The organism is Mesorhizobium sp. M4A.F.Ca.ET.022.05.2.1, from assembly GCF_003998845.1.
In the GTDB taxonomy this organism is placed as follows: Bacteria; Pseudomonadota; Alphaproteobacteria; order Rhizobiales; family Rhizobiaceae; genus Mesorhizobium.
Map to the genome: position 1 here is coordinate 1 of NZ_RZOJ01000195.1, position 10,663 is coordinate 10,663.

The window sequence follows — 10,663 nt, forward strand, 5'->3', positions numbered from 1 at the left end:
GCTCAGCGCCGACCACCCATAAGACGCTTTACCTCAGCCGCTTCGGCCGGGGATCGGCGAGTTCGCCCGCCAGCCTGCGGTCGAGATAGTCGGCGCATTCCTGCAGCAGAAGGTCGGCGTCATTGGCGAAGAAATGGTTGGCGCCGGGCAAGGTCTTCTGCGTGATGGTGATGCCCTTCTGGGTGTGCAGCTTGTCGACCAGCGCCTGCACATCCTTGGGCGGCGCCACCTTGTCGGCGTCACCGTGGATGATCAGACCCGACGACGGGCAGGGCGCCAGGAACGAGAAGTCGTAGGTGTTGGGCTGCGGCGCAATCGAGATGAAACCTTCGATCTCGGGCCGGCGCATCAGTAACTGCATGCCGATCCATGAGCCGAACGAATAGCCGGCGACCCAGCAGCTCTTGGAATCCGGATGCAGCGACTGCACCCAGTCGAGCGCGGCGGCGGCGTCTGACAGTTCGCCGGTGCCGTGGTCGAACTCGCCCTGACTGCGGCCGATGCCGCGGAAGTTGAAGCGAAGCGTGGTGAAATCGCGTTTTTGGAACATATAGAAGAGGTCGTAGACGATCTTGTTGTTCATCGTGCCGCCGAACTGGGGGTGCGGATGCAGCACGATGGCGATCGGCGCGCTCTTTTCCTTGGAAGGCTGGTAGCGACCTTCCAGGCGACCGGCCGGACCGGCGAAAATGACCTCAGGCATAAAAAACTCCACGTGGCGTACGAATGCGCTCAGCCCGGAACAACTCTTCCTCTGGCCCACTGTGGCCTTGACGCCGGGCAAGCGTCTTCTTAGAAGCTAGTTTAGAATTGTTCAAAACTGGGTGGCCGAACCCGCTGGCCCGACCGCCCTTGCCGCAAGCCGCGTAAATAGGACGGCTTGCCTTGCGATTTCAAGGAAATAACGCGCTATCCTCGCAGGATGGCTCTCGAAAGGACCGATCCAGGGAAAATGGCCGCAACTCGCGCCTATCTCGACTACAACGCCAGCGCGCCGCTGCTTGAAGAGGCGCGTTCGGCGGTTGTTGCAGCGCTTGGTGCCGCCAATCCGTCCTCGGTCCACGCCGAGGGCCGCGCGGCGCGGCGACTGGTCGAGGATGCAAGGCGCGATGTCGCCGCCTTGGTGAATGCCAAGGCCGCGCATGTCGTGTTCACGTCCGGAGCCACGGAAGCCGCCGCCACGCTGCTCACGCCGGACTGGCGGATGGGGCGCGGCGCGGTTCGCATGAGTAGGCTCTACGTGTCGGAGGCCGACCATCCTTGCGTCCTCAATGGCGGACGCTTCCCTGCCGAACAGGTGACCCGGATCGGCGTCGATCGAAACGGCATTGCCGATCTCAATGCGCTGGCTGCCGCTCTCGCCGCGCACGACAAGAGCGATGGCCTGCCGCTGGTGGCCATCCACGCCGCCAACAACGAGACCGGCGTCATCCAGCCCGTCGATCGCATCGCTGAAACCGTCAAGGCGGCGGGTGGCGTGCTCGTGATCGACGCCGTACAGGCGGCGGGCCGCATTCCGATCGATATGTCGGCCGGCTATGCCGACTATCTGATCCTGTCCTCGCACAAGATCGGCGGCCCCAAGGGCGTCGGCGCCATCGTCGCGGCGGCCGATCTGATGATTCCGAAGCCGCTGATCAATGGCGGCGGCCAGGAAAAGGGCCATCGCGCCGGCACCGAGAACCTTCCCGGTATCGCCGGTTTCAGCGCCGCCGCGCGCGCTTCGCTGGCCGGCCTTCAAGGCATCGACGCGGTGGCTCGACGCCGCGACGAGGTCGAGGTCCTGGTAAAATCCCTGGCGCCGGACGCGGAAATCTTCGGAAATGGCGCGCAAAGGCTTGCCAACACGACATTCTTCGCTATTCCCGGCGTGAAGGCCGAGACGGCGCAGATTGCCTTCGATCTCGCCGGCGTGGCGCTGTCGGCGGGGTCGGCCTGTTCGTCGGGCAAGGTCGGGCCGAGCCATGTGCTCAAGGCGATGGGATTTGGCGACAGCCTGGGTGCCTTGCGCGTGTCGATCGGCCATGCGACCGGCGCCGAGGATATCGAGCTGTTCCGGGCAGCACTCGCGGGCATCGCCGCGCGTCGTGCCGGTGCGGAGAAGGCCGCCTGAGCGGCGACAGGAATTCGGGCCTCCCGGGCCTGGTAGAGCCGTGCGTTGAAATGGCCGGGTGAATTCCCGGTCGGAACGCACTATATGGAACTTACGCCGCCCCGGCCGCCCATGCGTGGCCACTGGTGGTGCCATAGTTTGAAAACTGTCGGGCCTTGACCCCGGCGTGGATGGAGAACGCTTATGCCTGCTGTGCAGGAGACGATCGATCGGGTTCGAAAGATCGACGTCGACCAGTATAAATACGGATTCCAGACAGAGATCGCGATGGACAAGGCCCCCAAGGGCCTGAGCGAAGACATCATTCGCTTCATCTCTGCGAAGAAGGGCGAGCCGGACTGGATGCTGGAATGGCGTCTGGAAGCCTATCGTCGCTGGCTGACTCTGGAAGAGCCGACCTGGGCGCGCGTCGACTATCCGAAGATCGACTTCCAGGACATCTACTACTATGCGGCGCCGAAGAGCACGCCGGGCCCGACCTCGCTCAGCGAAGTCGACCCTGAGATCCTGAAGGTCTACGAGAAGCTCGGCATTCCGCTGAAGGAGCAGGAAATCCTCGCCGGCGTGCAGAAGACGGACGCCTCGGAGCTCGAGGAAGCCAACGACAATGTCTTCAAGTCGGGCCGTGTCGCGGTCGATGCGGTGTTCGATTCCGTCTCTGTCGTCACCACCTTCAAGAAGGAACTGGCCGAGGCCGGCGTCATCTTCTGCTCGATCTCGGAAGCCATCCGCGAGCATCCGGAGCTGGTGAAGAAATATCTCGGCTCGGTCGTGCCGACCTCCGACAATTTCTACGCCACGCTGAACTCGGCGGTGTTCACCGACGGTTCCTTCGTCTTCGTGCCGAAGGGCGTGCGCTGCCCGATGGAACTGTCGACCTACTTCCGCATCAACGAGAAGAACACCGGCCAGTTCGAGCGCACGCTGATCATCGCCGAGGAGGGGGCCTACGTCTCCTATCTCGAAGGCTGCACGGCGCCGCAGCGCGACGAGAACCAGCTGCATGCCGCAGTGGTCGAGCTGGTCGCGCTCGACGATGCCGAGATCAAATATTCGACGGTGCAGAACTGGTACCCCGGCGACGCCGAGGGCAAGGGCGGCATCTACAATTTCGTCACCAAGCGCGGTGACTGCCGCGGCGACCGTTCGAAGATCTCGTGGACGCAGGTCGAGACCGGCTCCGCCATCACCTGGAAATACCCGAGCTGCATCCTGCGCGGCGACGATTCCAGCGGCGAGTTCTATTCGATCGCGGTGTCGAACGGCTACCAGCAGGTCGACTCGGGCACCAAGATGATCCATCTCGGCAAGAACACGTCGAGCCGCATCATCTCCAAGGGCATCGCCGCCGGCTTTTCGCAGAACACCTATCGCGGTCAGGTCTCGGCGCATCGCAAGGCGACCAACGCCCGCAACTTCACCAACTGCGACTCGCTGCTGATCGGCGACCAGTGCGGCGCCCACACCGTGCCCTACATGGAAGCCAAGAACTCGACCGCCCAGTTCGAGCATGAAGCGACGACGTCGAAGATCTCCGAGGACCAGAAGTTCTACGTCATGCAGCGCGGCATCCCCGAGGAAGAGGCGATCGCGCTGATCGTCAACGGCTTCGTCAAGGACGTCATCCAGCAGCTGCCGATGGAATTCGCTGTCGAAGCGCAGAAGCTGATCGGCATCAGCCTTGAGGGAAGTGTGGGGTGACGAAGGCGCCCAAACGCGAATCCGCAGAAAAGCATGTCTATCTGCGGGATCGAATGGACAGCTGGGAAACGAGGCTGCAACTGGCGTTGTGTTTGGGCGCAGCGGGCGCTGCGTTGCTTGTCGCGGTTTATTCGCCGGATGGCTTTTGGCACGCACTTTTGGAAGCCTTGAAGCAGTTGTTAAATCGGGTTTAGCCGCGCAGACGGCTACGCATAGGACGAATGGAAGAAAATGCTTGAAATCAGAAACCTGCACGCCCGCATCGTCGATGACGGCACCGAGATCATCCGCGGCCTCAACCTGACGGTGAAGGCCGGCGAGGTCGCCGCCATCATGGGCCCGAACGGCTCGGGCAAGTCGACGCTGTCCTATATCCTCGCCGGCCGCGAGGACTATGAGGTGACCGAGGGCGACATCCTCTACAACGGCCATTCGATCCTCGAAATGGACCCGGCAGAGCGCGCCACCGCCGGCATCTTCTTGGCCTTCCAGTATCCGATGGAGATACCGGGCGTCGCGACCATGGAATTCCTGAAGGTGGCGATGAACGAGCAGCGCAAGGCGCGCGGCGAGGAGCCGCTGAAGATCCCGGAATTTCTGAAGCGCGTGAAGGACGCCGCCGCCTCGCTCAACATGGACATGGCGATGCTGAAGCGGCCGCTCAATGTCGGCTTCTCCGGCGGCGAGAAGAAGCGCGCCGAGATCCTGCAGATGAAGCTGCTCGAACCAAAACTCTGCGTGCTCGACGAGACCGATTCCGGCCTCGACATCGATGCGCTGAAGATCGTCTCCGACGGCGTCAACGCGCTGCGTTCGCCGGAGCGCGCCATCGTCGTCATCACCCACTACCAGCGCTTGCTGGAGCACATCGTGCCGGACAGCGTCCACGTGCTCTACAAGGGCCAGGTCATCAAGTCGGGCGACAAGTCGCTGGCGCTCGACCTCGAAGCCAATGGCTACGCCGGCGTGATCGGCGAAGCCGCGTGAGATGCCAGCAGGCGAGGCGAGAGCAATGAACATGCACGCACAGCCCCAGCGCACCCCCGCCGAAACGGCGCTGATCGACGCCTTCGGCGAACGGCTTTCGCTGCTGCCCGGCGATGGCGCGGTGATGATGAAGCGCGACGACGCGATCGAGACGATCAAGCGCGGCCTGCCGTCGCGGCGCGTCGAGTCATGGCACTATACGGACCTGCGCCGGCTGCTGAACCTCAATCCGGTGCCGGACTTCGAGCCGGCTGCCACGGCCAAGGCCATGGCGCCGGTGCTGGAAGGCTCCGCCGTGCTGCCGGTGCTGAACGGCGCCTCGACCGCGAAGCTGCCTGCCGTCGAGGGCGTGACCGTGCAGCGCCTGTCTGAAAAGCTCACCGACGGCAGCGTGGCGCCGGGGCTCGATCCCTATGGCGCCGATGACGCGATCGGCGCGCTGAACACCGCCTTTGTCGCCGACGGCTATTTCGTCGACATCGCCGACGGCACGGAACTGGAGAAGCCGATCGAACTGCAGAACCTGCAGTCCGGCGGCCAGGCGCATGTGCGGCTTCTGACGCGCGTCGGCGCCGGCGCCAAGGCGACCATCGTCGAACGCCAGTCGGGCGAGGGTGTCGGCCTTGTTAGCTCCGTCAGCCAACTCGTGCTCGACGACGGCGCAGAGGTGACCTGGCTGATCGTGCAGGAGCAATCTGATACCGCCACGCATCTTGCTCAGTTCAAGGCGCATCTCGGCAAGGATGCGAAGCTGACGCTGTTCGTGATGAACGCCGGCGGCAGGCTGGTGCGTCAGGAAGTCGTGGTGCGCACGACCGGCGAGGGCGCCGATTTCAAATTGCGCGGCATCAACCTTCTGGCCGGCGACACCCATACCGACACCACCATGGTGCTCGACCATGCCGTGCCACACACCACCTCGACCGAAGTGATCCGCAACGTGGTCACCGGCAAGGCGCGCGGTGTCTTCCAGGGCCGCATCAACGTGCATCAGCATGCGCAGAAGACCAACGCCAAGATGGCCTGCAACACGCTGCTGCTGTCGGATGACGGCGAGTTCTCAACCAAGCCGGAATTGGAGATCTTCGCCGACGACGTCGTCTGCGGCCATGGCGCGACCGTCACCGAGATCGACCACGACCATCTCTTCTACCTGATGGCGCGCGGCATCGACGAGAAGAGCGCGCGCGGCCTGCTGGTCAAGGCTTTCGTTGCCGAAGTGATCGAGGAACTGGAAGACGAGGCGCTCGTCGAGGCGCTGGAAGCGCGGCTCGACGATTGGTTTTTGACGCACGGGTAAGCGCCTGTCTTCTCCCCTCGCGGGAGAAGGTGGATCGGCGCGCGGCGCCGAGCGGGGTGCTGGACGGAGTGAGGCGGTGCCTCGGAAGAGCTTGTGATGGACCAGAAAGTCGAATCCACCCCCTACGACGTCGAGGCCATCCGCCGCGATTTCCCGATCCTGTCGCGGGAAGTCTATGGCAAGCCGCTGGTCTACCTCGACAATGGCGCCTCGGCGCAGAAGCCCAAAGCCGTGCTCGACGCCATCCAGCACGCCTACAGCCAGGAATACGCCAACGTCCATCGTGGCCTGCACTTCCTGTCGAATGCCGCGACCGACGCTTATGAGAAGGCGCGGGAGACGGTGCGCCGCTTCCTCAATGCGCCGAGCACCGACAACATCGTCTTCACCTCCAACACCACCTCGGCGATCAACACGGTCGCCTATGGCTACGGCATGCCCAACATCGGCGAGGGCGACGAGATCGTGCTGTCGATCATGGAGCACCACTCCAACATCGTGCCGTGGCATTTCATCCGCGAGCGGCAGGGCGCCAAGCTGGTCTGGGTGCCGGTCGACGATCTCGGCGCCTTCCACATCGAGGAATTCGAGAAGCGGCTGACCGCGCGCACAAGACTCGTCGCCATCACCCAGATGTCGAACGCGCTGGGCACGGTGACGCCGATCAAGGAGATCGTGCGCATCGCGCATGCCCGCGGCATCCCGGTGCTGGTCGACGGCAGCCAGAGCGCCGTGCACATGCCGATCGACGTGCAGGACCTCGACTGCGATTTCTTCGTCTTCACCGGCCACAAGGTCTACGGCCCCTCCGGCATCGGCGTGCTCTACGGCAAGAAGCACATGCTGGAGGAGATGCGGCCCTTCATGGGTGGCGGCGAGATGATCGAGGAAGTGACGGAGGACATCGTCACCTACAACGAGCCGCCGCATCGTTTCGAGGCCGGCACACCGCCGATCGTGCAGGCGATCGGCCTCGGCGCCGCGCTCGAATATATGGAAAAGGTCGGCCGCGAGCGCATCGCCGCGCACGAGGCGGATCTCAAGGATTATGCCCATGAGCGGCTGCGCGCCATCAATTCGCTGCGCATCTTCGGTGACGCGCCGGGCAAGGGCGCCATCATCTCGTTTGAATTGCAGGGCATACATGCCCATGACGTGTCGATGGTGATCGACCGGCAGGGCGTGGCAGTGCGCGCAGGCACCCATTGCGCCCAGCCGCTGTTGAAACGCTTCGGCGTGACCTCCACATGCAGGGCATCGTTCGGCATGTATAATACCAGGGCCGAAGTCGACGCTTTGGCCGATGCGCTGGAAAAGGCGCGAAATTTCTTCGGGTGACGACCATGGAAGATGCGAGCACCACCGCAGAGACAGCTCCGGAAACGGCCGCGAACGGCGTGGTTTCGGCTTCTGCCATTCCTGCCGACGAGCTGGCGCGACTGACCGACGACATCGTCTCGGCGCTGAAGACGGTCTACGACCCGGAAATCCCCGCCGACATCTATGAACTCGGCCTCGTCTACAAGATCGATATCGAGGACGACCGCTCGGTCAAGATCGACATGACGCTGACCGCGCCGGGCTGCCCGGTGGCCGGCGAGATGCCGGGCTGGGTCGAAAACGCCGTTGGCGCCGTGGAAGGTGTCTCCGGCGTCGAGGTCAGCATGGTTTTCGATCCGCCATGGACGCCCGACCGCATGTCGGAAGAGGCGCAGGTCGCGGTGGGCTGGTATTGAGATTCAGGCGATCTTACCACCATGAGCGAGAGCATATGACTTCATAGTGGCAAAGAAGCTCTCAAAACTTGTGTCCGCGTCGACCCACGGTACCCACATCGCTCCAGTTTGAAACTTGTTTAGTTTTGCCGCTCTTGTGAGAGAGAGATCATTCCAGCTGGGTTCCCTGATTCTCACCTCAACCATGGAAAAGTGGTGCCGACCGCGAAAAGAAATGGGCACCTCGGTCATGCTTGTCACCGCTGACCAAGGAACAAATTCCGGGGCGATCTGTTCGCATCGGAATCCATCCGGGCCAATGGTTACCGAGCGGCATTTTCTTCTCAGTAGTCTCATGGTCAATATTATGCAAACCGAAGTTAGGAAAAACACGAGAACACCAGTTCCCACTCTGATTGGCATTGGCTTATCTGCTTGAAACCACGCGCAAAGCCCCAAGAACGTTGCGATGCCTAGCAGTCCGATAATTCGAGGCATAACTCGTTCTGGTCTCTCGGCGAACACCATCACCTGATTTGTATTTGTCGCTGGCATCCTGCCCTACCTCGATTCCATAACAGTCGGATGTGCTCTAGGGCGCTCAATATGCGTTCTGCACTTGTCATTTATCGTTGTTTCAACCATCTATGTGAAGTCCGACAAGCCTTGAACTTGAACGGATTGGAGAATGATATGGGACGCTTCGCCGTCATCACGATGACCGACAAGGCCGCTGAGCGCGTGCGCGAGATCGTTGCCACGCGTGACAACGCGCATGGTATCCGCCTCGGCATCAAGAAGGGCGGCTGCGCCGGCATGGAATACACGGTTGATCTCGTGACCGAGCCGAACCCTAAGGACGACCACATCGAGCGCGACGGCGCGCATGTCTATGTCGCGCCGGAAGCAGCGCTCTTCCTGTTCGGCACCGAGATGGATTTCGAGCAGACGACGCTGCGCACCGGCTTCACCTTCAAGAACCCGAACCAGAGCTCGGCCTGCGGCTGTGGCGAATCGGTCGAGCTGAAGCCTGCCGACCTCAAGGCGCTGGCCGAGGCGCGCGCTTCAAGCGCGGCTTAGCTTTTTCATCATGCGTGCCGAGGCATATCGCTGGCGGTGTGCCTGTTGCAGCAAGGAGTTTGTCGGGCTTCCGACAGACTTGGCGTTCGACGCGCCGGTGGATCCAGACGCACTCGATGAGGTCGCTCGATCGACCTTCCGCAAGAATGACGATTTCTGCCTGGTGAGTTACGCCACGGGCCAAACGGATCGATTTATTCGCTGCCTGTTGCCGTTGCCCGTTCCTGCGCTGACCGACGAGTTCTGCTTCGGCGTATGGATGTCGGTCTCGGAAAGGAGCTGGAATGTCTATCGCGACGGATATGACAGTGGCCAATATGAGGACGAACTTTGCTTCGGGTATCTGATGCACGATATTCCCGAATACCCAAGCTCGATGCACCTACATGCCAATGTTGTATTCCAGCCTGGCAACATGCGCCCCAAGGTGTTTCTGCATGATGCAGATCATCCCTTGGTCGTCGCGCAGCGCGATGGGGTGGATGTGGAGCAGATCGAGCGCTGGGTTGCGCTAACGCATCGCCCTTAGGTTCAGCTCAGTCTACCCACATGCCGGTGCGCTTGTGCCAGTCGGCGATCGATTCTTCCGGGTAGACGTCGAACAGCTTGTCGTTCTTGCCGATCACCGGCTCGACCCAGCTCGCCTTGTATTTCAGCATCAGATGCACCTTTTCCGGCGGTACCGGCAGCTCGCTGTCGATCGCCGAGGCGAAGGGATGAACCAGATCCGGCCAGGTCGGGTCGTAGAGCCAGAGCGCCGAACCGCATTTGCGGCAGAAGTTGCGCTCGCCGGTCGACACCTCGCAATGCGGATGCTCGTCATCCTCTATCTCGGCCCGGTAGACGCCGAGGCTGCGCTTGCCCGTGATCTTGAGCGTCTCGTAGTCGGCGCCGAGATTGATGGCGAAACCGCCGCCGCCCTGCTGCTTGCGGCAGATCGAGCAGTAGCAGAGCATGAACGGCACCGGCGTGTGGCTTTCCACTTCGAAGCGGACAGCATTGCACCGGCAGGAGCCTTTGAGCAGGACAGGCATGGTGGGAGCTCCGTTTTCGTATCTCAATCTGTCAGCATGCCTTTGGTTGCGGCGATGACAAGGCCCACGCCGGATGAGATGATCGCGGCATGGACAATGCGCGCCTTGAAGAACTGTTCGAAAGCCTGGGGCCGATCAGCATCCGAAAGATGTTCGGCGGCAAGGGCATCTATTGCGACGGCGTCATCGTCGCCATCGTGCTGCGCGGCGAGCTGAAGCTGAAGGCCGACGAGCAAAGCGCCCCCGATTTCGAGGCCGCCGGCTGCCAGCAGTGGACCTACACCGGCTCCAGGCATGGCAAGCTGGTCGCCATGCCCTATTGGAGTATTCCCGACAGCGCGTTCGACGACCCCGACGAGATGGCGGTCTGGGCGCGCCGCGCCTATGAGGCGGGGCGAAGGGCAGGCAAGTAGACGCTACAGCGCCTTGGCAATCCTGGCCGCCAGCCGCGCATTGTTCTCGACCAGCGCGATGTTGGTCTTGAGGCTGCGGCCGCCGGTCAGCTCGAGGATTTTCGACAGCAGGAACGGCGTCACTGCCTTGCCGCTGACGTTGAGCGCCTCCGCCGCCTTCTGCGCCGCCTGGATGTAGCCATCCATCTCCTTGGCCGGGATCTCCTCGTTCTCCGGCACCGGGTTGGCGATCAGTATGCCACCGCCGAGGCCCAGCGCCTGCCGCGTCCGGTAGAAATGCGCAATGTCCTCCGGCGCATGCAAGGTGAGCGGGGCGCGGA

The 10,663-nt window shown here is 62.4% G+C and carries 13 protein-coding genes; 10 read left to right on the forward strand and 3 right to left on the reverse strand.

Going from position 1 to position 10,663, the window contains the following annotated elements:
• Window positions 1-28: 28 nt before the first annotated feature.
• A complete protein-coding gene (locus EN745_RS20475; protein WP_126054872.1) occupies window positions 29-703 on the reverse strand; it encodes an alpha/beta hydrolase in 675 nt (224 codons plus the stop codon).
• 249 nt (window positions 704-952) lie between these two features.
• Between EN745_RS20475 and EN745_RS20480 the strand changes: the two genes are divergently transcribed.
• The 9 genes from EN745_RS20480 (at window position 953) to EN745_RS20520 (ending at window position 9,425) form a co-directional block, all read left to right on the forward strand.
• On the forward strand, window positions 953-2,113 hold the full coding sequence (locus tag EN745_RS20480; RefSeq protein ID WP_127422110.1) for a cysteine desulfurase family protein: 1,161 nt from the start codon (window positions 953-955) through the stop codon (window positions 2,111-2,113).
• Between the two features lie 183 nt (window positions 2,114-2,296).
• A complete protein-coding gene (gene sufB, locus EN745_RS20485) occupies window positions 2,297-3,814 on the forward strand; it encodes a Fe-S cluster assembly protein SufB (protein WP_127407210.1) in 1,518 nt (505 codons plus the stop codon).
• On the forward strand, window positions 3,811-4,008 hold the full coding sequence (locus EN745_RS20490) for a hypothetical protein (protein WP_126054869.1): 198 nt from the start codon (window positions 3,811-3,813) through the stop codon (window positions 4,006-4,008). Before sufB ends, EN745_RS20490 begins: the two co-directional genes overlap by 4 nt.
• Before the next feature lie 37 nt (window positions 4,009-4,045).
• A complete protein-coding gene (gene sufC / locus EN745_RS20495; RefSeq protein ID WP_126054868.1) occupies window positions 4,046-4,801 on the forward strand; it encodes a Fe-S cluster assembly ATPase SufC in 756 nt (251 codons plus the stop codon).
• A 25-nt stretch (window positions 4,802-4,826) separates the two neighbouring features.
• Window positions 4,827-6,101 carry a Fe-S cluster assembly protein SufD gene (gene sufD, locus EN745_RS20500; RefSeq protein WP_127422111.1) on the forward strand — a complete coding sequence of 425 codons (1,275 nt, stop codon included), beginning with the start codon at window positions 4,827-4,829 and terminating at the stop codon, window positions 6,099-6,101.
• A 96-nt stretch (window positions 6,102-6,197) separates the two neighbouring features.
• Window positions 6,198-7,439 carry a cysteine desulfurase gene (locus EN745_RS20505; protein ID WP_127422112.1) on the forward strand — a complete coding sequence of 414 codons (1,242 nt, stop codon included), beginning with the start codon at window positions 6,198-6,200 and terminating at the stop codon, window positions 7,437-7,439.
• Between the two features lie 5 nt (window positions 7,440-7,444).
• The gene (locus EN745_RS20510; protein WP_126054865.1) at window positions 7,445-7,837 is read left to right on the forward strand and encodes an SUF system Fe-S cluster assembly protein; all 393 of its coding nucleotides are present in this window, start codon (window positions 7,445-7,447) and stop codon (window positions 7,835-7,837) included.
• A 672-nt stretch (window positions 7,838-8,509) separates the two neighbouring features.
• Window positions 8,510-8,896 carry a Fe-S cluster assembly scaffold SufA gene (gene sufA, locus EN745_RS20515; protein ID WP_127422113.1) on the forward strand — a complete coding sequence of 129 codons (387 nt, stop codon included), beginning with the start codon at window positions 8,510-8,512 and terminating at the stop codon, window positions 8,894-8,896.
• 10 nt (window positions 8,897-8,906) lie between these two features.
• Window positions 8,907-9,425 (forward strand): DUF2199 domain-containing protein, encoded by a 519-nt coding sequence (locus EN745_RS20520; RefSeq protein WP_127422114.1) that lies wholly within the window; start codon window positions 8,907-8,909, stop codon window positions 9,423-9,425.
• 7 nt (window positions 9,426-9,432) lie between these two features.
• Here EN745_RS20520 and EN745_RS20525 read toward each other — a convergent pair whose 3' ends face one another.
• Window positions 9,433-9,930 carry a GFA family protein gene (locus tag EN745_RS20525; RefSeq protein WP_127422115.1) on the reverse strand — a complete coding sequence of 166 codons (498 nt, stop codon included), beginning with the start codon at window positions 9,928-9,930 and terminating at the stop codon, window positions 9,433-9,435.
• Window positions 9,931-10,019: 89 nt separating this feature from the next.
• Between EN745_RS20525 and EN745_RS20530 the strand changes: the two genes are divergently transcribed.
• Window positions 10,020-10,343 (forward strand): TfoX/Sxy family protein, encoded by a 324-nt coding sequence (locus EN745_RS20530; protein ID WP_127422116.1) that lies wholly within the window; start codon window positions 10,020-10,022, stop codon window positions 10,341-10,343.
• Window positions 10,344-10,346: 3 nt separating this feature from the next.
• Here EN745_RS20530 and EN745_RS20535 read toward each other — a convergent pair.
• Window positions 10,347-10,663 (reverse strand): pseudouridine-5'-phosphate glycosidase (locus tag EN745_RS20535; protein WP_189363106.1); only part of this gene is annotated, 317 nt, incomplete at its 5' end.

Excerpts from the sequence above, each read along its gene's own strand:
- EN745_RS20475 (WP_126054872.1), bottom strand. The coding sequence starts at position 703 with ATGCCTGAGGTCATTTTCGCCGGTCCGGCCGGTCGCCTGGAAGGTCGC.
- EN745_RS20510 (WP_126054865.1), top strand. The coding sequence starts at position 7,445 with ATGGAAGATGCGAGCACCACCGCAGAGACAGCTCCGGAAACGGCCGCG.
- EN745_RS20480 (WP_127422110.1), top strand. The coding sequence starts at position 953 with ATGGCCGCAACTCGCGCCTATCTCGACTACAACGCCAGCGCGCCGCTG.
- sufC (WP_126054868.1), top strand. The coding sequence starts at position 4,046 with ATGCTTGAAATCAGAAACCTGCACGCCCGCATCGTCGATGACGGCACC.
- sufD (WP_127422111.1), top strand. The coding sequence starts at position 4,827 with ATGAACATGCACGCACAGCCCCAGCGCACCCCCGCCGAAACGGCGCTG.
- EN745_RS20530 (WP_127422116.1), top strand. The coding sequence starts at position 10,020 with ATGGACAATGCGCGCCTTGAAGAACTGTTCGAAAGCCTGGGGCCGATC.
- EN745_RS20505 (WP_127422112.1), top strand. The coding sequence starts at position 6,198 with ATGGACCAGAAAGTCGAATCCACCCCCTACGACGTCGAGGCCATCCGC.
- sufA (WP_127422113.1), top strand. The coding sequence starts at position 8,510 with ATGGGACGCTTCGCCGTCATCACGATGACCGACAAGGCCGCTGAGCGC.
- EN745_RS20520 (WP_127422114.1), top strand. The coding sequence starts at position 8,907 with ATGCGTGCCGAGGCATATCGCTGGCGGTGTGCCTGTTGCAGCAAGGAG.
- sufB (WP_127407210.1), top strand. The coding sequence starts at position 2,297 with ATGCCTGCTGTGCAGGAGACGATCGATCGGGTTCGAAAGATCGACGTC.
- EN745_RS20525 (WP_127422115.1), bottom strand. The coding sequence starts at position 9,930 with ATGCCTGTCCTGCTCAAAGGCTCCTGCCGGTGCAATGCTGTCCGCTTC.